This is a genomic window from Micromonospora sp. NBC_00898, assembly GCF_045207895.1.
Lineage (GTDB): Bacteria > Actinomycetota > Actinomycetes > Mycobacteriales > Micromonosporaceae > Micromonospora.
This window is the reverse complement of record NZ_CP108775.1, coordinates 4,970,031-4,990,415: the sequence shown is the minus strand read 5'-3', so window position 1 is coordinate 4,990,415 and position 20,385 is coordinate 4,970,031. Positions and strand designations below refer to the sequence as shown.

General features: G+C 73.5%; 19 protein-coding genes. 13 read left to right on the top strand and 6 right to left on the bottom strand.

Annotated elements, in window-relative coordinates; all coding sequences use genetic code 11:
* The first annotated feature begins 8 nt into the window (after positions 1-8).
* A complete protein-coding gene (locus OG799_RS24230) occupies positions 9-1,172 on the top strand; it encodes an acyl-CoA dehydrogenase family protein (RefSeq protein WP_406037817.1) in 1,164 nt (387 codons plus the stop codon).
* Positions 1,173-1,227: 55 nt separating this feature from the next.
* Here OG799_RS24230 and OG799_RS24225 read toward each other — a convergent pair whose 3' ends face one another.
* A complete protein-coding gene (locus OG799_RS24225) occupies positions 1,228-1,890 on the bottom strand; it encodes a hypothetical protein (protein ID WP_406037815.1) in 663 nt (220 codons plus the stop codon).
* A gap of 23 nt (positions 1,891-1,913) precedes the next feature.
* Here OG799_RS24225 and OG799_RS24220 point away from each other — a divergent pair, with 23 nt between their 5' ends.
* Together OG799_RS24220 and OG799_RS24215 are read left to right on the top strand one after the other, a co-directional pair.
* Positions 1,914-2,432, top strand: a complete 519-nt coding sequence (locus OG799_RS24220; protein WP_406037813.1) for an acyl-CoA thioesterase — start codon at positions 1,914-1,916, stop codon at positions 2,430-2,432.
* 174 nt (positions 2,433-2,606) lie between these two features.
* A complete protein-coding gene (locus OG799_RS24215; protein ID WP_406037811.1) occupies positions 2,607-4,652 on the top strand; it encodes an acetoacetate--CoA ligase in 2,046 nt (681 codons plus the stop codon).
* A gap of 80 nt (positions 4,653-4,732) precedes the next feature.
* Here the strand turns inward: OG799_RS24215 and OG799_RS24210 are convergent, their stop codons facing one another.
* Complete coding sequence (locus OG799_RS24210; RefSeq protein ID WP_406037810.1) at positions 4,733-5,422, bottom strand: TIGR03089 family protein; 690 nt, start codon at positions 5,420-5,422, stop codon at positions 4,733-4,735.
* A gap of 151 nt (positions 5,423-5,573) precedes the next feature.
* Here OG799_RS24210 and OG799_RS24205 point away from each other — a divergent pair, with 151 nt between their 5' ends.
* The gene (locus OG799_RS24205) at positions 5,574-6,719 is read left to right on the top strand and encodes a glycosyltransferase family 4 protein (RefSeq protein WP_406037808.1); all 1,146 of its coding nucleotides are present in this window, start codon (positions 5,574-5,576) and stop codon (positions 6,717-6,719) included.
* A 63-nt stretch (positions 6,720-6,782) separates the two neighbouring features.
* On the top strand, positions 6,783-7,874 hold the full coding sequence (locus OG799_RS24200; RefSeq protein WP_406037806.1) for a mannose-1-phosphate guanylyltransferase: 1,092 nt from the start codon (positions 6,783-6,785) through the stop codon (positions 7,872-7,874).
* Between the two features lie 45 nt (positions 7,875-7,919).
* Here OG799_RS24200 and OG799_RS24195 read toward each other — a convergent pair whose 3' ends face one another.
* Positions 7,920-8,519 (bottom strand): NUDIX hydrolase, encoded by a 600-nt coding sequence (locus OG799_RS24195; RefSeq protein WP_406037804.1) that lies wholly within the window; start codon positions 8,517-8,519, stop codon positions 7,920-7,922.
* Positions 8,520-8,558: 39 nt separating this feature from the next.
* Between OG799_RS24195 and OG799_RS24190 the strand changes: the two genes are divergently transcribed.
* Both OG799_RS24190 and OG799_RS24185 read left to right on the top strand, forming a co-directional pair.
* Positions 8,559-9,596, top strand: a complete 1,038-nt coding sequence (locus OG799_RS24190; protein ID WP_406037802.1) for a hypothetical protein — start codon at positions 8,559-8,561, stop codon at positions 9,594-9,596.
* Between the two features lie 273 nt (positions 9,597-9,869).
* The gene (locus tag OG799_RS24185) at positions 9,870-10,874 is read left to right on the top strand and encodes an ArsR/SmtB family transcription factor (RefSeq protein ID WP_406037800.1); all 1,005 of its coding nucleotides are present in this window, start codon (positions 9,870-9,872) and stop codon (positions 10,872-10,874) included.
* A gap of 24 nt (positions 10,875-10,898) precedes the next feature.
* On the opposite strand, the gene OG799_RS24180 is transcribed toward OG799_RS24185, so the two are convergent.
* Positions 10,899-11,993 (bottom strand): coenzyme F420-0:L-glutamate ligase, encoded by a 1,095-nt coding sequence (locus OG799_RS24180; RefSeq protein ID WP_406037798.1) that lies wholly within the window; start codon positions 11,991-11,993, stop codon positions 10,899-10,901.
* Entirely contained in the window at positions 11,990-12,952 is a 963-nt protein-coding gene (gene cofD, locus OG799_RS24175; protein ID WP_406037796.1) for a 2-phospho-L-lactate transferase, read from the bottom strand. The genes OG799_RS24180 and cofD overlap by 4 nt, the downstream gene beginning before the upstream one ends.
* A gap of 99 nt (positions 12,953-13,051) precedes the next feature.
* On the opposite strand from cofD, the gene OG799_RS24170 reads away from it, so the two are divergent.
* The 6 genes from OG799_RS24170 to OG799_RS24145 all read left to right on the top strand — a co-directional run bounded on the left by OG799_RS24170 (position 13,052) and on the right by OG799_RS24145 (position 19,688).
* Positions 13,052-13,966, top strand: coding sequence for a hypothetical protein (locus OG799_RS24170; RefSeq protein ID WP_406037794.1), 915 nt, complete (start codon positions 13,052-13,054; stop codon positions 13,964-13,966).
* A 138-nt stretch (positions 13,967-14,104) separates the two neighbouring features.
* Positions 14,105-16,633, top strand: coding sequence for a bifunctional FO biosynthesis protein CofGH (locus OG799_RS24165; RefSeq protein WP_406037792.1), 2,529 nt, complete (start codon positions 14,105-14,107; stop codon positions 16,631-16,633).
* A 170-nt stretch (positions 16,634-16,803) separates the two neighbouring features.
* Entirely contained in the window at positions 16,804-17,079 is a 276-nt protein-coding gene (locus tag OG799_RS24160) for a hypothetical protein (protein ID WP_406037790.1), read from the top strand.
* 104 nt (positions 17,080-17,183) lie between these two features.
* Complete coding sequence (locus OG799_RS24155; RefSeq protein WP_406037788.1) at positions 17,184-18,581, top strand: DUF4331 domain-containing protein; 1,398 nt, start codon at positions 17,184-17,186, stop codon at positions 18,579-18,581.
* A 10-nt stretch (positions 18,582-18,591) separates the two neighbouring features.
* Complete coding sequence (locus OG799_RS24150; RefSeq protein ID WP_406037786.1) at positions 18,592-18,933, top strand: phospholipase; 342 nt, start codon at positions 18,592-18,594, stop codon at positions 18,931-18,933.
* Between the two features lie 494 nt (positions 18,934-19,427).
* Positions 19,428-19,688, top strand: a complete 261-nt coding sequence (locus tag OG799_RS24145; RefSeq protein WP_013284161.1) for a WhiB family transcriptional regulator — start codon at positions 19,428-19,430, stop codon at positions 19,686-19,688.
* 120 nt (positions 19,689-19,808) lie between these two features.
* Here the strand turns inward: OG799_RS24145 and OG799_RS24140 are convergent, their stop codons facing one another.
* Positions 19,809-20,258, bottom strand: coding sequence for a metallopeptidase family protein (locus OG799_RS24140; RefSeq protein ID WP_088963879.1), 450 nt, complete (start codon positions 20,256-20,258; stop codon positions 19,809-19,811).
* Positions 20,259-20,385: the final 127 nt, after the last annotated feature.

Below are 20,385 nucleotides of genomic sequence, written 5' to 3'. Positions count from 1 at the left end.
GGGCCAACATGGCCGCAGAGCAGTCGTTCGACGTCTACCGGTTGCCGGAGGAGCACGAGGCGATCCGGGAGGCGGTCCGTGAGGTCTGTGCGGCCAAGGTGGCCCCGCACGCGGCTGAGGCGGACGAGACCGGTGAGTTCCCCAAGGCGTCGTACGACGCCCTGCGGGCCGCCGACTTCCACGCCCCGCACATCCCCGTCGAGTACGGCGGCGCCGGCGCGGACGCGCTGGCCACGGCCATCGTGATCGAGGAGGTGGCCCGGGCCTGCGCCTCGTCCTCGCTGATCCCGGCGGTCAACAAGCTGGGCACGATGCCGCTGATCCTGGCCGGCTCGGAGGAGCTCAAGCGGAAGTACCTGACGCCGGTCGCGGCGGGCGACGCGATGTTCTCGTACTGCCTCTCGGAGCCGGAGGCGGGCAGTGACGCCGCCTCGATGACCACCCGCGCTGTGCGTGACGGTGATCACTGGGTGCTCAACGGCGTGAAGCGGTGGATCACCAACGCCGGCGTCTCCGAGTACTACACGGTCTTCGCTGTGACCGATCCCACAGCCCGCTCGCGCGGCATCTCCGCCTTCGTGGTGGAGAAGTCCGACGCCGGGGTCAGCTTCGGCGCGCCGGAGAAGAAGCTCGGCATCAAGGGCTCCCCGACCCGGGAGGTCTACCTCGACAACGTCCGGATCCCGGCGGACCGGATGATCGGCGCAGAGGGCACCGGCTTCGCCACCGCGATGCAGACCCTGGACCACACCCGGGTCACCATCGCCGCTCAGGCGGTCGGCATCGCGCAGGGCGCGCTGGACTACGCCAAGGGCTACGTCAGCGAGCGCAAGCAGTTCGGCAAGGCGGTGGCCGAGTTCCAGGGCATCCAGTTCATGCTCGCCGACATGGGCATGAAGCTGGAGGCGGCCCGGCAGCTCACCTACACCGCCGCCGGCAAGTCGGAGCGCGGCGACGCGGACCTGACCTACTTCGGCGCGGCGGCGAAGTGCTTCGCCTCGGACGCCGCCATGGAGATCACCACCGACGCGGTGCAGTTGCTCGGCGGTTACGGCTACACCCGCGACTACCCGGTCGAGCGGATGATGCGGGACGCCAAGATCACCCAGATCTACGAGGGCACCAACCAGGTCCAGCGCATCGTCATGGCCCGCCAGCTGCTCAAGGGCTGACCTGGCGGAAACCGTTGGGGCGGGCGGGCCGGGATCGCCGGCCCGCCCGCGACGGTCATCGGATCTCGGTGGTGCCCTGCGGTCGGGTGGTCGCGCGCGGGGGCGCGGACCACGGCGACTCGCCGGTGCTCCGGCGGGGCAGCGGTTCGGTGGGGGTCGGTTCGGGATAGCCGAGACTCAGCGGGGCGGTGTCCCGCGGAGCCTTCGCCCCGGACGGCGGCCAGTCGTTGGGCGAGAAGGTGTTCTCGATCGGCTTGTCGGCCGAGGTCAGCTCCGCCTCGGCCGTGGCCGGCGCCGGCCACGGCCGCCAGCGCTGCGCGCTGAACGCCGCCATCAGCAGCAGCACGCCGACCAGGAACAGCGTGCCGTTCTCCACCGGCTGGCGCAGCGGCAGCGGGTCCCCGAGCAGCTTCCAGCTGTCGGGGATCTGGTCACGGACGGTGAACGGCGCGATGAACATCCCGACATACGGGGTGATCAGCAGCAGCCCGGCGACGACCGCGCCGAGCGGCGAGAAGCGCAGGGTGCCGAGCAGGCCGAGCAGGATGCCGGCGACGCCGAGGTAGACGGCCGGCTCGATCAGGTTGGGCGTGCTGTACGTACCGATCTCCACCCAGCGGTGCACGGTACGTCCAGACCCGTCCTGACCGAGGGTGACGAGCACCCAGGTGACGGGCGCCACCACCAACCCGGCGAGGAAGCTCCAGAGATGTCGCATCCGCGCACCGTACCGTTTTCGGCATGACAGATCACCCCTCCATCGTGCCGGCGGGCAAGCCGACGTCGTACTCCCGGGTCACGCTCAGCCGAATCATGACCGCGGTCGATGTCAATCTGTACGGGACCGTGCACGGTGGGGTACTGATGAAGTTCGTCGACGACGTGGCCGGGGCGGCCGCGGCGCGGCACAGCGGCGGCACGGCGGTGACCGCCTCGATCGACGAGATCGTCTTCTCCGAGCCGGTCCGGGTGGGCGACCTGGTACACGCGCACGCCCAGGTGAACTGGACCGGCAACACCTCGATGGAGGTGGGGGTGCGGGTGGTCGCCGAGCGCTGGGACTCCGCCGAGGACGAGCCGGTCCGCGTCGCCACCGCGTACCTGGTCTTCGTGGGGGTGGACGTGGGCGGCGCGCCCCGGCCGGTCCGGCCGGTGCTGCCGGAGACCCCGGAGGACGAGCGCCGGTTCCGGGAGGCGGAGATCCGCCGGGCCCACCGGCTGGCCAGGCGCCGCGCCATCCAGGCGCACCGGGCCGGCTGAGCCGCGCGTGTCAACAGGGGCCCGTCCTGGCATCCCACACAGGGGGTGGGCGCGGGGTGTGGGGTGGGCACGCCCCACACCCGGCACCCGGTGCGGAGAATGGCGCTGCGAGGTAGGGCAAGATGGCGGCACGGCCCATGTCAGTGTCGTGCGGGCCGCAGGGAGGGTGGAGCAGTGGGTGACGTGCTGTGGACGCCGCCGGCCGACGTGCGCGAGCGGTCCCGGATCGGTGACTACCTGCGCTGGCTGGCCGAGCACCGGGGGCTGGAGTTCGCCGACTACGACGCGCTCTGGCAGTGGTCGGTCACCGACCTCGACGGGTTCTGGCGGTCGATCTGGGACTGGTTCGAGGTGGTCGCGCACACCCCGCCGACCGCCACGCTGACCGACCCCGCGATGCCCGGCGCCCGCTGGTTCCCCGGCGCGACGCTCAACTACGCCGAGAACGTGCTGCGGATGCCCGGCCGGGCCGACGGGGATCCGGTGGTGATCGCGCACGGGCAGACCCGGCCGCCGGTCACCCTGACCGCGGCCGAGCTGCGCGAGCAGGTCCGCCGGGTGGCGGCCGGGCTGCGCCGGCTCGGCGTCGGCCCCGGGGACCGGGTCGCGGCGTACGCGCCGAACATCCCCGAGACGTACGTGCTGCTGCTGGCCACCGCCAGCCTCGGCGCGATCTTCTCCTCCTGCGCGCCGGAGTTCGGCACCCGCAGCGTCACCGACCGGTGGCAGCAGATCGAGCCGAAGGTGCTGGTCGCCGTCGACGGCTACCGGTACGGCGAGAAGCCGGTGGACCGGCGCGGCGAGGTGGCCGCGATCCGGGCCGCCCTGCCGTCGCTTCAGCACACCGTCGGCATCGCCTACCTCGACCCGGCCGGCGCTGGCGGCCATAATTCGGCCTCCGCGCCGCTAGGCGGCGCTCCGGACCGAATGAAGGCCGCGCCGGAGGGGGCCCTCTCCTGGGCCGAGCTGGCCGCGCCGACCGACGAGCCGCTGGCCTTCACCCCGGTGCCGTTCGACCACCCGCTCTACGTGCTCTACTCCTCCGGCACCACCGGGCTGCCCAAGCCGATCGTGCACGGCCACGGGGGCATCCTGCTGGAGCACCTGAAGATGCTCGCCCTGCACCACGACCTGGGCCCGGCCGACCGGTTCTTCTGGTTCACCACCACCGGCTGGATGATGTGGAACTTCCTGGTCTCCGGGCCGGCGGTGGGCGCGACGATCGTGCTCTTCGACGGCAACCCGGGCCACCCGGACCTGGGCGCGCTGTGGCGGCTGGCGGCGGAGACCGGCACCACCTACTTCGGCACCTCGGCGCCGTTCCTGCTGGCCTGCCGCAAGTCCGGTGTGGTGCCGAAGGAGATCGCGGACCTCTCCGCGCTGCGTGGCGTCGGCTCGACCGGCGCGCCGCTGCCCGCCGAGGGCTTCACCTGGGTGTACGAGAACGTCGGCGACCGCCTTCAGCTCCAGTCGCTGTCCGGTGGCACGGACGTCTGCACCGGCTTCGTCGGTGGCGTGCCGCTGCTGCCGGTGCACGCCGGTGAGATCACCTGCCGGGCGCTGGGCGCGAAGGTGGAGGCCCGCTCGGCCGACGGCACCCCGGTCATCGGGGAGCTGGGCGAGCTGGTGATCACCGCGCCGATGCCGAGCATGCCGGTGGGCTTCTGGAACGACCCGGACGGCGTCCGCTACCGGGAGGCGTACTTCGAGGTCTATCCGGGCGTCTGGCGGCACGGGGACTGGATCACCATCAACGAGCGCGGCGGCTGCGTGATCACCGGCCGCTCCGACGCCACCCTGAACCGGGGCGGCGTCCGGCTGGGCACCGCCGAGTTCTACTCGGTGGTGGAGGGGCTGGACGAGGTCGTCGACTCGGTCGTGGTGCACCTGGAGGACGACCAGGGCGGCGCGGGGGAGCTGCTGCTCTTCGTGGTGCTCGCCGAGGGCCTGGAGCTCGACGACGAGCTGCGGAAAAAGATCTGCCGCGAGCTGCGGACCGCCCTGTCGCCCCGGCACATCCCCGACGAGATCCACCAGGTCCGCGCCGTGCCGCGCACCCTGTCGGCGAAGAAGCTGGAGGTACCGGTCAAGAAGATCCTCACCGGTACCCCCGTCGACAGCGCGGCGGCCAAGGGCGCCCTCGCCAACCCCGAGTCCCTCACCGCCTTCGCCGCCTTCGCCCAGCGCCGCGCCCACTCCGACGACCCCACTCGCGCCTAGGGCGGGCCCTGAGCTGGTAGGCGCGAGCATGTCCTCGCGGTGGCGTTGGACGGCCACACGGTCAGGCCGGGCAGCAAGCGTTAGGCGAGGGTGCGGGTGACCTTCTCGCTCGCCGTGCGGGAGTCGAGGCGGGCCAGGTCCAGGTTGCCGCAGAGGACGATGCTGGCGCCGGCCGTCAGCGGCGCGAGCAGCCAGTCGACCGGGTCCGGGTGGCGGGCCGCGTCGATCAGGACGCGGTCACCGGTGGCGATGCCCAGGTCCGCGGCGCGGGCCGCCGCACGGGCCAGCAGCTCCGCGTCCCCCTCGCCGCCCTTCGGGTACGGCGTGAAGTGGTCGCCGTGGCCGCGTACCTCCACGACGTAGTCGACGAAGCCCGGGGGCACCTCCCGCAGCGGGAGGGCGAACGGGGCGAGCGCGAGGGCGTACCGCTCGCCGGCCGACCAGGCGTCCGCCTCGGCGGCCCGGTCGGCGGCGGCGAAGAGCACGTCCACTGCGCCCGGCGCGTCCACCACGGTCAGCTTCGCCGACCAGCAGCCGAGCAGCACCGCGGCCGTCTGCCAGTGCGGCGGCAGCAGCACCCCGGCCGTGTCGCCGGGGGCGAGGGCGACCTCGTCGACGAGCAGATTGGCCGTCTTGGCCACCCAGTTCGCCAGCGTCGCGCCGGAGAGCTCGGTCCGCTCGCCGGTCGCGTCGTCGTACCAGGTCAGCACGGGACGGGTCGGGTCGGTCGCGATCGCGTCGGCGAAGACCCGGGCAATGTTGTCGGCCATCGGCGCGAACGATACGCGGTCCCCGCCCGTATTCGATGACGATGACAAGTCGGCGTACCGTCGGGTCGCAGTCAGCGTCGGGGCACCGCCCCGGCGTAGGCTTGCCGACAGTGTTGTTCACCACAGACCCGCCAGCCTGAGGAGTCGCCCCGTGACCGCCGGTCGCCCGCCCCGCGTGCTCATCGACGCCACGAGTGTCCCCGCCGACCGTGGCGGCGTCGGTAGATACGTCGATGGCCTGCTCGGCGCCCTCGGCAAGGTCTGCGGCTCCGGCGTGGACCTGGCCGTGGTGAGCCTCCGCACCGATCTGGAGCGCTACACACGGATGCTGCCCGGGGCGGAGGTCATCCCCGCACCGGCCGCCGTCGCGCACCGCCCCGCCCGGCTCGCCTGGGAGCAGACCGGCCTGCCGCTGCTCGCCCAGCAGGTGGGCGCGGAGGTGCTCCACTCGCCGTTCTACACCTGCCCGCTGCGGGCCGGCTGCCCGGTCACGGTCACCGTGCACGACGCGACCTTCTTCACCGAGCCGGAGCATTACGACAAGTCCCGCCGGACGTTCTTCCGCAGCGCGATCAAGACGTCCCTGCGCCGGGCCGACCGGGTGATCGTGCCGAGCAAGGCCACCCGGGACGAGCTGATCCGGCTGCTCGACGCCGACCCGACCCGGATCGACGTGGCGTACCACGGCGTCGACCAGGCCGCCTTCCACGCCCCGAGCGAGGAGGAGAAGGCCCGGGTCCGGGCCCGGCTGGGCCTGGGCAGCAGCAGCTACATCGCGTTCCTCGGGGCCAAGGAGCCGCGGAAGAACGTACCCAACCTGATTCGCGGCTGGGCCCGCGCGGTGGCCGACCGGACCGACCCGCCGGCCCTGGTCATCGCCGGCGGCCAGGGGCACGACGACGACATCGACCGCGCCGTGGCCGAGGTCCCGTCGCACCTGCGGCTGCTCCGCCCGGGCTACCTGCGCTACGCCGACCTGCCCGGTTTCCTCGGCGGCGCCCTGGTCGCCGCCTACCCGTCGTACGGCGAGGGTTTCGGCCTGCCGATCCTGGAGGCGATGGCCTGCGCCGCGCCGGTGCTGACCACGCCGCGGCTCTCCCTGCCCGAGGTTGGCGGCGACGCGGTGGCCTACACCAGCGAGGACCCGGCCCAGATCGCCACCGACCTGGCCGCCCTGCTGGACGACGAACACCGCCGGCTCTCCCTGGCCAAGGCCGGTTTCGACCGGGCCAAGGAGTTCACCTGGGAGTCCAGCGCCGAGGTGCACGTCGCGGCGTGGAGCCGGGCCCGTTCCTGAACGTCACCTGCCGGTACGGCCGGGCGTGCGTCCGTAGCATGGCGGTTCGGGCATGATGTGCTGATGTTTTACGCCGTCATCCCGGCGGGTGGCAGCGGCACGAGGTTGTGGCCGCTGTCCCGTGCCGGCCACCCCAAGTTCCTCCACCCGCTGACCGGCACCCCGGCCTCGCTGCTCCAGGCCACGGTGGACCGGCTCGCGCCGTTGACCACACCCGAGCGCACGTTGGTGGTCACCGGTGCCGCGCACGTCGCGGCGGTGGCTCGGCAACTGGCCGGCCTGCCAGAGGAGAACATCCTCGTCGAGCCCTCGCCGCGGGACTCCTGCGCGGCGATCGCGCTGGCCGCCGCGGTGATCGCTGCGCGCGACCCGGAGGCGGTGATGGGTTCGTTCGCCGCCGACCACCTGATCGGTGATCCGGCCCGCTGGGCGGAGACCGTGCGCCAGGCGATCGGCGGGGCCGAGCGGGGGCTGCTGATGACGGTGGGCATCACCCCGACCCGGCCGGAGACCGGCTACGGGTACCTGGAGACCGGCGACCCGACCGGCGACGGTCCACTGCGGCCGGTCGTCGAGTTCAAGGAGAAGCCGGCCGCCGAGGTGGCCGAGGGGTACGTCCGCTCGGGGCGGCACCTCTGGAACGCCAGCATGTTCGTCTGGCGGGTGGACGTCTTCCTGGCCGAGCTGGCCCGGCAGCAGCCGGCGCTGCACGCCGGGATCACCGCGATCGCGGCCGCCTGGGGAACCCCGGAGCAGGACGACATCCTCGGCACCGTCTGGCCGACCCTGCCGAAGATCTCCGTGGACTACGCGGTGATGGAGGGCGCGGCGACGGCCGGCCGGGTCGCCACCGTGCCCGGCGACTTCGGCTGGAACGACGTCGGCGACTTCCACACCCTCGGTGAGGTGCTGCCCGCCGACCCGGACGGCAACGTGGTCCTCGGCACCGACGGCAAGCCGGGCGTGCTGCTGCACGACAGCCGGGATCTGGTGGTGGTGCCGCAGTCGGGTCGGCTGGTGGCCGTCCTCGGCGTGCACGACCTGATCGTGGTGGACACCCCCGACGCGGTGCTGGTCTGCCCTCGCGACCGGGCCCAGGACGTCAAGAAGCTGGTTGACGAGCTGAAGGAACGCGGCGAGGAGGGCCTGGTCTGACCCGCGCCCGTCCGGGCCCGGCTGCCGTTCCGAGCGGCTGCCGGTTCAGCCGGCGGACCGGCGGGCCAGGGCGGCGAGGGCCGGCGCGACGAGCTGGACCGTCCCGTCGGCCAGCGGCTCGGGCAGCCGGTCCGGCGGGAACCAGCCCAGCGCCGCCGACTCCGCGCTGACCCGCTCGATGGCCCCGGCCGGGGCGAACACCGCGAACCGGACGTCATAGTGCAGCGAGCCGCCCTGGCAGCTCACCGGGTGGATGTCCACGTCGATCGGCACCGGGTCGACCGTCAGGCCGGCGATCCCGGACTCCTCGGTGGCCTCGCGCAGCGCCGCCCCGGCGAGGGTCCGGTCGCCGGGCTCGCAGTGCCCGCCGAGCTGCACCCACTTGCGGAACTTGCCGTGCAGGCAGAGCAGCACCCGCCCGCCGGTCGGGTCGAGCACCAGCGCGCTGGCGGTCACGTGCCCGGCGCGATGGCCTCGGCTCATCGCCGCGGGCCCCGCCGCCAGCAGGTCCAGCGTGCGGTCCCGGGCCCGGGCGGCCGCCGGACCGGTCGGCGTCCAGCCGGCCAGCACGGCGGCGGCGTCGGCGTGCAGGTCCGCGAAGACGTCGAGCTCGGGCGTCGGGGTGGTGGTCGAGGCGTCAGGCACCCCGACACTCTACGAGCGGGGCCTCCGTACCCTGACCCGGTGACCCTGCGACTCGTCGAGTTCGTCGTGGCCGGCAACGAGGCCAGTGACCTGCTGCCGGTCCGCTCGCCGGCGTTGCTGCGCGCGCACCGCGCGCGGCGCGGCTTCTGGACCGTCCTGGACGAAGGCCCGGTGGAACGCTGCCTGGCCCTGCTCCTCGAACGCGAGGACGGCGGGTGGGTGGCGCACCACGTCGCCGCCGACGCCGGCGCGGAGAGCGGCCGGACCGAGGACGGTGAGGCGATCGCCCACCACGACGGCTGGGTGTACGTCTTCGGCTCCCACTTCGGCTCCAAGGCCGGCCCGCTGCGGCCCCGACGGGCGTTCGTGGCCCGGTTCCGGGAGGATGACGCCGCGACCGGGACAGTTCCCGTGCACGTGGTGCGCAACCGGTTCCGGCTGCACCGTGCGCTCAACGACGCGCTCGCCGCCGCGCCGCTGACCCCGCTGCCGCCGGGCGACCGGGTCCGGCACCGGTTCATCGTGGAGACCCTCGCCCGGGGCACCGCCCGGGCGAAGAGCTGGGTGAGTCGGCTCGCCGAGGGCGACCTGCCGCTCAACGTCGAGGCGGCCGCCTTCACGCCGGCCGGCACGGTGCTGCTCGGGCTCCGGTTCCCGGTGACCGCCGAGGGCGAGCCGATCCTGGTCGAGCTGGCCGGGGTGGCCGGCATGTTCGCCACCGACCCGGTCTGGCCCCGGGCCGTCGGAGCGTACGCGCTGACCGGCGTGACCCCGCCGGGCGCGCTGGCCGGCTTCCGGGCGATCGCGCCCACCGCGGACGGCGGGTACGCGGCGGTGATCGGGTCGATCGACGCGCTGGGCAAGGGTTCGGTGCTGCTCGACGACCATCCGCAGGGTGGCACGGTGACCTCGCGGCACGTCCGCTTCCGGCTCGACGTCACGCCGGACGCGCGGGTGGCCGGGAAGGTGGTTGCCGACCTGGCGCCGTTCCACCATGTGGAGGGCCTGGCCGAGTTGGGGGGACGCTGCTGGTACGTCACCGACGAGGATCATCGGGTCGCGCTCTGGGCGGACTGACACCCCGGTCGAGCCCGGGGAGGCGACCGGGTGACACCTCTGCGGAGCGTGGGCCGCAGACCCTCGTGGTGCCGCCCGGTCGCCGGTTCCCCCGGACCCCGGTGCCCTGGCGCCGGCGACATCCCGACCCCTACCGGCAAGGGGAAGCATGCCCAACCGGGCCGCGCCCCGTCGAGGTTTTTCAGCTCACGCTTAAAGATGGAGATAAGTGCCGGCGGGTACAGTGCAGATGGTCGGCGGGCACTCCCTCTGCCCCGCCCCCGGGAGTGCTCCATGCTGAAGATTTTTTTCACGAGCGAGGACATTCTGCGGACCAGGGTGGCCCCCGCCGCGGATCCGGTCTGGGAACTGGTCCTCAGCCTGCACCTGTTGCAGGGCCGCAGCCGCGACCCGCTGATGGCCAACTGGCGGCGCAGCGTGGCCCGGACCCTGCGCACCGACAGCGCCGCCGACAGCCTCCGCCTGCTCTTCGCGCTGAACCCGCCCCGCGGCTACTTCCCCGACTTCCTCACCCCGTACGAGAGCCTGTCCGGCTTCGAGGCGGGACTGGAGGCGGTCCGGGGCACCCCGGCCGACCTGCTGCGGCGGGACCTGACCCTGCTGGCCGGGGAGACCGCGCTGCCCTCCTCGGCGTCCGCGCTGGCCCGCGGCGAGCCCGAGGTGCTGCGCCACCTCACCGACTCGATGGCCCGCTACCAGGAACTGGCCATCGCACCGTACTGGTCCCGGGTCCGGGCCGCCGTGGAGGCCGACCGGGCGCGGCGGGCCCGGGCCCTGCTCGACGGCGGCGTGGAGGGACTGCTCGCCAGCCTGCGCCCGAGTATGCGTTGGGAGGCGGGGATGCTCGAGGTGCTCGACTACCCGGACACCCGGGAGCTGTACCTCGATGGGCGGGGGCTGCTGCTGGTCCCGTCATTCTTCTGCGCCCGGACCCCGGTCGCGCTGCTCGACCCGACCCTGCCGCCGGTGCTGGTCTACCCGGTCGACCGGCTCGGCGGCCTCGCCCCGCAGCCCGGCCGGGGCGCCGGCCCGGCGCCGGGCGACGGAAACCGCCAGGCCCTGGCGGCCCTGCTCGGGCGCACCCGTGCCGCCGTGCTGGAGGCGACCGACGACGGCTGTACCACCGGCGAGGTCGCCCGCCGGCTGCACATCTCGCCGGCCGCGGCCAGCCAGCACACCGCCGTGCTGCGCAACGCCGGCCTGCTGGTCAGCCACCGGGACCGCAACACCGTGCTGCACACGCTGACCCCGCTCGGCCGCGCCATGCTCGACGCCTGACCCGTCGGGCGGGCGGTTCAGCGGTCAGATGGCCAGGGCGGCGCTGGCGGTGCTGCCGTCCGGCGGCGGCAGGAGCGCGGAGGAGATTCCCTCCGCGGCCAGCGCGGTCCGCAGCCGTTGCAGGTCGGCGCCGAAGCGCACCAGGTCCAGCTGGTCGACCGGCGTCGGCGGGGCGGCGAGGAGCAACCCGGTCGCTTCTGCCGGCCAGCCGGGCACCGTGGCGACCAGTCCGGCGCGTACCTCCTCGTCGGTGACGTGGGTGAAGACCGTGCCCGGCGCGACCACGTCGGCGACCGCGGCGACGGCCCGGTCGACCGCGGCGGGGTCGGCCGGCGCCGGCCCGGGCCCGTCGGCCAGGATGGCGGCCGCGCGCAGGCCGGCGACCCTGGCCTCGGCGGTACCCAGGGAGAAGAGGTCGAGCTCGGCGTCCCGGATCAGGGCTCGGGCGCCGTCGCCGTCGCCGTCGTCGGCCACGGCCGCGCCGAGGTAGCCGCGGACCACCGCGACCGGCACCTGGTCACACTTGCCCTTGATCAGCTCACCGGCGGCGGCCAACTCGTCGACCACGGCCATCTGGGTCAGTTGCAGCTCGTTGCCGTACGGGTCGATCTCGCCCCGGTGGTCGCGGATGGCCGGCATACCGGCCACGCCGAGCGCCACGTCGGTGAGCCCGTTGCGCCAGGGCCGGCCCATCGTGTCGCTGACGATCACCGCGACGTCGAGGTCGTGGCGCTCGCGCAGCGCGGCGCGCAGCGCCCGGGCCGAGGCGTCCGGGTCCTCCGGAAGCAGCACCAGCCGGGTCTTGTCGACGTTCGAGGCGTCGATCCCGGCGGAGGCCATCACGAAGCCGTGGTGGGTCTGCACGATCCGGGTCTCCCCCCGGGTGGCGACCACCCGGGCCGTCTCGGCGGCGAGCACCTCGTTCCGGGCGGCGAGCCGCTCCGGGCCGTCCGCCGGCACGTCGACCAGCCGGCCCTCCGCCTTCGACACGATCTTGCTGGTCACCACCAGTACGTCGCCGTCGCGCAGCCACGGCGCCGCGGTGGCGATCATCGCCGCCAGATCGTCGCCCTCGGTCACGTCGCCGATGCCCGGCACCGGCAGGATCTCCAGCCTCACACCAGCTCCAATGCGGCCCGGACCATCGCCATCGTCGCCGTCTCGTCGGTCATCCGCAGCGGCGCCGCCCGGACGGTCACCTCTGGCACGAGCGTGCCCTCGTCCTCCGGCGCGACCAGCCAGCCGTCGAGCAGCCCGCCTGCCGGCCGCCCGCCGTAGAGGCCGCCCACCCCGGCCGCGCTGCACTCCACGCCGAGCACATCCAGGCAGCGGTCGGCCATGCCGCGCACCGGAGCCCCGCCGATCACCGGCGACACGCCCACCACCGGCGCCGGCCCGTCGGTGACCGCTTCGCGCAGCCCCGGTACGGCCAGGATCGGCGCGATGCTCACCACCGGGTTGCTCGGCGCGATCAGCACCACGTCGGCGGAGCCGATCGCCTCCAGCACCCCCGGCGCCGGCTTCGCGGTCTCCGCGCCGACGAAGGCGAACCGGTGCGTCGGGATGTCCGCCCGGTACCGCACCCACCACTCCTGGAAGTGGATCGCCCGCTGCCCCTGGTCGCCGTCGCCGGCCGGCCCGCTCACGACCACATGGGTCTCCAGGCGGTCGTCGGTGGCCGGCAGCATGGTCAGGCCCGGCTCCCACCGGGTGGCCAGCGCCTGCGTCACCGCGGACAGCGGGTACCCGGCGTTGAGCATCGTCGTCCGCACCAGGTGCGTCGCGATGTCCTTGTCGCCGAGGCCGAACCAGCTCGGCTCGGCGCCGTACGCGGCCAGCTCCGACTTGACCGTCCAGCTCTCGCCGACCCGACCCCAGCCCCGCTCCGGGTCGGCGCCACCGCCCAGCGTGTACATCACGCTGTCCAGGTCGGGGCAGACCTTCAACCCGTGCAGCAGCAGGTCGTCGCCGACGTTGACCACGGCGGTCACCTCGGCCCCCACCTCCCGGGCGTACGCCCGGACGCCGAGCAGGAACCGGGCGCCGCCGATCCCGCCGGTCAGAACCACGATGCGCATGGCGTCCATCCTTGCGTACGCGCCGCCGTCGGTCGGCCGGTGGCCGGAGAGACTAGGCTCACGTCGGCAACTGTCCGTTTTCGTCCCCAGGGGGAGCTCGTGACCAGCCCCGCCGAGCCCGCGTCCACAGACGCGACGCAGGCCAGCCAGCTGACCAAGCCACTGCGCGAACTGGCCGCGCTCGTCCTGCTCGGCGCGAACGCCGTGCTGCTCTTCGTCGGCCTCTTCCGGCTGCTGGTGCCGGCGGACGGCTACAGCACCTTCGGCCTCCGGGCGGGGAGCGCCTTCTTCAGCTTCGTCGGTGTCGAGTCGACGGTGCTGCCGGTGCTGGCCGTGCTGCTCGCCACCCACGTCCGGCCGGTGCTGCCGAAGGCCAAGCTGATCACCCAGGTCGCGCTGGGGGAGTACGCGATCGGCGCGCTGTTCGGGGCGCTGACCTTCCTGATCTGGCTGGTCGGCCGGCTCGCCGAGGCGGAGGTGTTCGACGCCCTGCTCGGCCTGCTGACCCGGGCCGCCTGGCTGGCGATCTTCGCCGTCGCCGGGTACGTCGTCTTCACCGTCTGGCGCAACCTGTACTACACGCCGAAGCCGAAGCCGCAGCCCGGCGCCTACGGCCAGCCGCAGCCCGGTTGGCCGCAGCAGCAGGCCGGGCAGCCCGGCGGCTACCCGGTCCCCGGCCAGGGCGGATACCCGATGGCCGGCGGCTACCCGGCGCCGAACCAGCCCGGCGGCTACCCGGCGCCCCAACAGCCCGGCGGCTACCCGCCGCCCGGTCAGTACGGGCAGCCGAACCCGCCGGCGCCGCCGTTCGACTCCGCTCCGCCGTACGGCACCGCCCCGCAGTCGGCCCCGCCGGCCGGCGCCCCGTACTCGGCGCCGCCGTTCGGCCAGCCGCCGTCGGCCGACCCGACCCAGGCCATCCCGCGGCAGTCCGCCGAGTTCGGCCAGCCGACCCCGCAGGACGGCGACCACACCCAGCGCTTCCACCGGGACGACCCCAACCAGCCGCGCTGACCCACCGCCCGCACCCGGCGGCCCTCCCCACGCCACAGGGGCCACCGGGTGGCGGCGCGGCGGAGAGCGGGCGACGTCGGTGCGGTGGGGTCCAGGCGTGCGGGCGGGCCCGTCGGGCTCAGCGCATAGGCTGGGCGGATGGTTGATCGCACCGACTCCGCCCCGACCGCGGCGAGCGTGCAGCGGGCGCTGCGCCGGGCCGCGACCGGGCGGGCGCTGGACCTCGACGAGGCGAGCGCGCTGCTGACCGCCCGGGGTGTCGCGCTGGACGAGCTGCTCCGGGTCGCCGGCGACATCCGCGACGCCGGTCTGCGGGAGGCCGGCCGTCCCGGTGTGGTCACCTTCTCCAAGAAGGTCTTCATCCCGCTGACCCGGCTCTGCCGGGACCGCTGCCACTACTGCACCTTCGCGACGGTGCCGCACCGGCTGCCGGCCGCGTTCCTCGACCGGGACGAGGTGCTCGCGATCGCCCGCGAGGGCGCGGCGCAGGGCTGCAAGGAGGCGCTGTTCACCCTCGGCGACCGCCCGGAGGAGCGCTGGCCGGCGGCCCGGCAGTGGCTGGACGAGCGCGGCTACGACTCCACCCTGGACTACCTGCGGGCCTGCGCGGTGGCGGTGCTGGAGGAGACGGGGCTGCTGCCGCACCTGAACCCGGGTGTGCTGTCCTGGTCGGAGCTGCAGCGGCTCAAGCCGGTCGCGCCGAGCATGGGGATGATGCTGGAGACCACGGCGACCCGGCTCTGGTCGGAGCCGGGCGGCCCGCACTTCGGCTCGCCGGACAAGGAGCCGGCGGTCCGGCTCCGGGTGCTCGACGACGCCGGCCGGGTCGGGGTGCCGTTCACCACCGGCATCCTGATCGGCATCGGGGAGACCCTCGCCGAGCGGGTGGACGCGTTGTTCGCGATCCGCCGGGCGCAGCGGGAGTACGGCCACCTCCAGGAGGTGATCGTGCAGAACTTCCGCGCCAAGCCGGACACCGCGATGCGCGGCATGCCGGACGCCGAGCTGCACGACCTGGCCGCCACGGTGGCGGTGGCCCGGGTGCTGCTCGGCCCGCGGGCCCGGATCCAGGCCCCGCCGAACCTGATCGAGGGCGAGTACGACCTGCTGCTGCGTGCCGGCATCGACGACTGGGGCGGCGTGTCCCCGGTGACCCCGGACCACGTCAACCCGGAGCGGCCGTGGCCGCAGCTCGACGAGCTGGCCCGGCACACCGCCGCGGCGGGCTTCACCCTGCGGGAACGGCTCACCATCTACCCCGAGTACGTCCGGGCCGGCGACCCCTGGCTGGATCCGCGTCTGCTGCCGCACGTGACCGCCCTCGCCGACCCGGCCACCGGGCTCGCGGTCGAGGCGGCCCGCCCGCTGGGCCGACCCTGGCAGGAGCCGGAGGAGGTCTTCGGCGGGCGGACCGACCTGCACGTCACCATCGACACCGCCGGGCGCACCGACGACCGGCGCGGCGACTTCGACAGCGTCTACGGCGACTGGTCGGAGGTGGCCGGCAAGGCCGACGCCAGCCTGGCGGGCGCCGCCCCGGCCGCCACCGGCGCGGGCGACCACGACCTGCGTACCGGACTCCGGTTGGCCGCCGACGACCCGGCGGCGCTGCTGGAGCCGCGGCACGCGGACGCGGCGCTGGCGCTCTTCTCCGCCGACGGCCCGGCGCTGGACGAGCTCTGCCGGATCGCCGACGACGTGCGCCGGGACGTGGTCGGCGACGACGTGACCTACGTGGTCAACCGCAACATCAACTTCAGCAACGTCTGCTACGTCGGCTGCCGGTTCTGCGCCTTCGCCCAGCGGGAGAGCGACGCAGACGCGTTCCGGCTGTCGCTGGAGCAGGTCGCGGACCGGGCCGAACAGGCGTGGGCCGCCGGCGCCAGCGAGGTCTGCATCCAGGGCGGGATCGACCCGAAGCTGCCGGTCACCGGCTACGCCGACCTGGTCCGGGCGATCAAGGCCCGGGTGCCGGGGATGCACGTGCACGCCTTCTCCCCGATGGAGATCGTCACCGCCGCGGCGAAGGCCGGCGTGTCGGTGAAGGAGTGGCTGATCCAGCTCCGCGACGCCGGCCTGGACACCATCCCGGGCACCGCCGCCGAGATCCTCGACGACGAGGTGCGCTGGGTGCTCACCAAGGGCAAACTGCCGGCCGCCGCCTGGGTCGAGGCGGTCAGCACGGCCCACGAGCTGGGCATCCGGTCGAGCTCCACGATGATGTACGGCCACGTCGACCATCCCGCCCAGTGGCTGGCCCACTTCCGGGTGCTGGCCGGGGTGCAGGACCGCACCGGCGGTTTCACCGAGTTCGTGGCGCTGCCGTTCGTGCACACCAACGCGCCGATCTACCTGGCCGGCATCGCCCGGCCCGGCCCGACCTGGCGGGAGAACCGCGTCGTGCACGCGATGGCCCGGCTGCTGCTGCACGGCCGGATCGACAACATCCAGTGCTCCTGGGTGAAGCTGGGCGACTCCGGCACCGTGGCGATGCTCCGGGGCGGCTGCAACGACCTGGGCGGCACGCTGATGGAGGAGACCATCTCCCGGATGGCCGGCTCGGGCAACGGCTCGGCGCGTACCGAGGAGCAGTTGCGGGCGATCGCGGCGGCGGCGGGGCGACCGGCGCGCAAGCGGACGACCGCGTACGGTCACGCCCGCGGGTAGCGTCGAACCTTTCCCCGCCGCCGGCCGTACCACTGGCTGCCGGCGGCGGTCGCGGCGAGGACCGCCGCCGGCAGCCCCCACCGGGGGTGCCCGGCGGCGTCCGCCTCGGCGGCGCGTCCGGGGCTCCCGACCACCGCGGGCGCTGACGCGCCGGCCCGGAAAGGTTGCCCATGACCAGTGATCAGCGGAAGCGGCCCTGGCCGCGACTGACCCGCCGGCAGACGTTGACCGCCGCGGCGAGCGCCACCCTGGGCGCCGCCGCCCTCACCGTGCCGGGCCTGTCGGCCGCACAGAACACCCCGTCCGCGGGCCGCCGTGACGACCCGATCGTGGTCCATCTCCGCGACGCGGCCGCCGGGACCATGGACGTCTTCGTCGGCACGACCCGGATCGAGGTACGCGACCGCGCCCTGGCGGACCGGTTGCGGCGCGCCGCCCGACGCTGACCCGCCGCGCGCCGCCCGGCGGCGCCACCTCTCCCGGCGTGGGCTCTCGGCGCCGGTGATCCCGCTCGACCATCGCTTCCCAGACGCAAAGGTGTGGTCCCGCCATGTCCTCCCACCGTGAAGCCCCGGAGATAGCCAAGGATCCGGTCGCCGACAGCTCCGACCTGTACGCGTTCGTCAGTCCCGATCATCCGGACACGGTCACGTTGATCGCCAACTACGTGCCGTTGCAGCTCCCCTCGGGCGGTCCGAACTTCTTCGAGTTCGGCGACGACGTGCGGTACGAGATTCATATCGACAACGATGGCGACGGCTATCCCGATGTGACGTACCGGTTCGAATTCAGCACCGAGATCACGAATCCGAACAGTTTTCTTTACAACACCGGGCCGATCGAGTCGCTGGACAGCAAGAACTGGAACCGGCGGCAGTTCTACCGGCTGACCCGGGTGGCCGACGGCAAGGAACACGTCCTGGCGCACAAGCTGCCCTGCCCGCCGTGCAACGTCGGTCCGCTCTCCACCCCGAAGTACCACGACCTGGTCCGGCAGGCCACGTACCGCCTCTCCACCGGGGAGAAGGTCTTCGCCGGGCAGCGCGCGGACGGCTTCTTCGTCGACCTCGGCGCGATCTTCGACCTGGGTACGCTGCGGCCGTTCCAGCAGCTGCACGTGGCCGGGAAGAAGATCTTCAAGGCCGAGGGGGAGCCGGTCAACGCGCTGGACCGGATGAACGTGCACAGCATCGCCGTGCAGGTGCCGCTCAGCAAGGTCCGCCGCAAGGCCAGCCGGTACGGCTACGCCGACCCCGCCTCGACGATCGGGGTGTGGACGACCGCGTCGCGCCAGCAGGTGCGGGTGCTCGGCGACCAGGTCGCCGCGGACACCGCCGCTGGCCCCTTCACCCAGGTCTCCCGGCTCGGCAATCCGCTGTTCAACGAGGTCATCGTGCCGATGTCCAAGAAGGACCTGTGGAACACGCTGCCGCCCGCGGAGGACAAGCGGTTCGCCCGGTTCGTCGAGCAGCCGGAGCTGGCCGCTCTGCTGCCCGCGCTCTACCCGGGCGTCTTCGGGAATCTGGACGCGTTGAACAGGTCCAGGAAGCCGCGGGCGGACCTGCTGGCGATCCTGCTGACCGGCATCCCGGCCGGACTGATCGACGGCTTCACCAACGCGACCGGCGGCGTCCAGGCCGACATGCTGCGGCTGAACACGGCGATCAAACCGAACCGCAAACCGGACCGGTTCGGGGTGCTCGGCGGCGACCTGGCCGGCTTCCCGAACGGCCGCCGGGTCGGCGACGACGTGGTGAGCATCGCGCTGCGGGCCATCGCCGGGGTGACCGTGCCCCTGGTGGACAAGGCGTTCAAGCCGGACGCCGCGGCGGCGGCGGTGACGCCGGGCTTGAGCGCCGCCGACGTGACGGCCCCGTTCCTGGGTGACTTCCCGTTCCTGGGCACCCCGTACGACGGGTTCAACAACCCGCCGGCGTCGAAGTCCTGAGGAGCGGGTCGTGCCCGAGCACCACCACCATGCCGACGGGCCGACGGGCAGCGGCAGCGTCATGCTGAACCTCGGCGGGAATTCCGGCGCGTTGATCATCTACACCGGACGGGACCTGCACGGCCGGGAGATCGAGATCAGCCGGGACGGCGAGGAGCGGCGTACGCACTCGGCGGTGCGGGAGCGCCACGTCCGCGACGGGGTGTTCCACAGTGCCGTTTACCCGGATCTTGAGGCAGGCCTCTATACCGTCTGGTGGGACGATCGGACGCCGGCCGGAGCGATCTCCGTGGCCGGTGGGTCGATCGCCGAATTCGTCTGGCCGACCAGCTCTCCGCCGGGGCTCGGCTGATCCTCGGAGCCCCTGCGACCGCCGCGCCCCGTCCCACTTCGTGGACGGGGCGCTGTCGGCGTTTGCGGCTCGACGGGCGGTCGGGGCGGACTCGGGTTAACCTTTGCCCCACCACAATGCTGATCTTGGACACTGCCGCACCGGCCGCCCGGGTACGGCCCGCCGGAGCCTCCACCGGGGGTCTCCGGCGGTGTCGTCACGGGGTACGCCACGGCAGAAAAGCCGGGCAACTCGCCGGAGAGGGCGTTACTCGTCCGGGGTCTGAATCGATAGGGCAGGTTGCGAGGCTCGGGTGGCTCGGTCAGTCGCCCGGAACGTGTCGGGAGGGCGACTCCATTATCAAGTTCAGCTTGACGGCGCACGCATTACACGCGTGTAATTTGAATGGGGTTGTTCGCGCCGAACGCAACAAAATGTGACCGGACGGACAAGCACGCCTTTCGCGTGGGGGGTTGCAGCGGCGATGACGCCGGTGCGCGACAAGGAGGCATCTGATGGACGGCCAGCTTGAGGTGGCCGACCTGCTCGGAAACGCGCCGGAGTGGCAGGAGCGGGCGCTCTGCTCGCAGACCGACCCGGAGGCGTTCTTTCCCGAGAAGGGCGGCTCGACCCGCGAGGCGAAGCGCATCTGCTCGCGGTGCGAGGTGAAGACGGAGTGCCTCGAATACGCTCTCGGCCACGACGAGCGGTTCGGGATCTGGGGTGGGCTCTCCGAGCGGGAGCGGCGCAAGCTCAAGCGGCGGGTCGCCGCCTGAGACGGTGCCGGGCCGGGGCGGTGGGGGCCGCCCGGCTCGGGACGACAGCCCGGCCGGCGGGGGCCGGCCCGGGCGTTGGCCGTTGACGGCGGGCGTCGGGGACGCGACAGAGATCGGGCCTCAGGCCAGTTCGTCGGGGTCGACCCCGAGCAGGTTCGCCACCTGCTCGATGATCACGTCGTGCACCAGGTCGGCGAGGTCCTCGCGGTCCATCGCCCGGAACTCCAGCGGCCGCCGGTAGAGGACGATCCGCGGCGGCACCTCCTGCCGGCCCGGCCGGCCCGGCAGCAGCCGGGCGAGCGGCACCTCGCCGTCCTCCAGCACGTCGGAGTCGTAGACATTCAGGTCCGGCGGGACGTCCTCGACCGCGAACTCGACGCCGGCCAGCTCCTTGGCGAAGCGGCGTTCCAGCGTCTCCACCGTGTCCAGCACCAGGTCGTCGAAGACCTCCGCCTTGGTCCGCGCCAGCGGCACGGTGGCCGGCACCAGCCGCCCGCGCAGCCCTCGACCGTGGCGGTCGCGGTGGGTGCGCCGGCCGGAGCCGGGGCGGCGGTGTTCCGGGCTCGTCATGAGGAAGAGGGTAGCCCCCGCCCCCGGTCGGCCCGCCGCTGCGGCGCTGGTGCGGCGTGCCGGTGCGCCGATCGGACGGATTGTGATCACCGTGACGGGCGTGTCGCGTCGCGAAGCGGTGCGCCGG

Bases quoted from the DNA above. Each gene is read 5' to 3' on its own strand.
- OG799_RS24230 (WP_406037817.1), top strand. From the start codon at position 9: ATGGCCGCAGAGCAGTCGTTCGACGTCTACCGGTTGCCGGAGGAGCAC.
- OG799_RS24225 (WP_406037815.1), bottom strand. From the start codon at position 1,890: ATGCGACATCTCTGGAGCTTCCTCGCCGGGTTGGTGGTGGCGCCCGTC.
- OG799_RS24220 (WP_406037813.1), top strand. From the start codon at position 1,914: ATGACAGATCACCCCTCCATCGTGCCGGCGGGCAAGCCGACGTCGTAC.
- OG799_RS24210 (WP_406037810.1), bottom strand. From the start codon at position 5,422: ATGGCCGACAACATTGCCCGGGTCTTCGCCGACGCGATCGCGACCGAC.
- OG799_RS24200 (WP_406037806.1), top strand. From the start codon at position 6,783: ATGTTTTACGCCGTCATCCCGGCGGGTGGCAGCGGCACGAGGTTGTGG.
- OG799_RS24185 (WP_406037800.1), top strand. From the start codon at position 9,870: ATGCTGAAGATTTTTTTCACGAGCGAGGACATTCTGCGGACCAGGGTG.
- cofD (WP_406037796.1), bottom strand. From the start codon at position 12,952: ATGCGCATCGTGGTTCTGACCGGCGGGATCGGCGGCGCCCGGTTCCTG.
- OG799_RS24165 (WP_406037792.1), top strand. From the start codon at position 14,105: ATGGTTGATCGCACCGACTCCGCCCCGACCGCGGCGAGCGTGCAGCGG.
- OG799_RS24160 (WP_406037790.1), top strand. From the start codon at position 16,804: ATGACCAGTGATCAGCGGAAGCGGCCCTGGCCGCGACTGACCCGCCGG.
- OG799_RS24155 (WP_406037788.1), top strand. From the start codon at position 17,184: ATGTCCTCCCACCGTGAAGCCCCGGAGATAGCCAAGGATCCGGTCGCC.
- OG799_RS24145 (WP_013284161.1), top strand. From the start codon at position 19,428: ATGGACGGCCAGCTTGAGGTGGCCGACCTGCTCGGAAACGCGCCGGAG.
- OG799_RS24140 (WP_088963879.1), bottom strand. From the start codon at position 20,258: ATGACGAGCCCGGAACACCGCCGCCCCGGCTCCGGCCGGCGCACCCAC.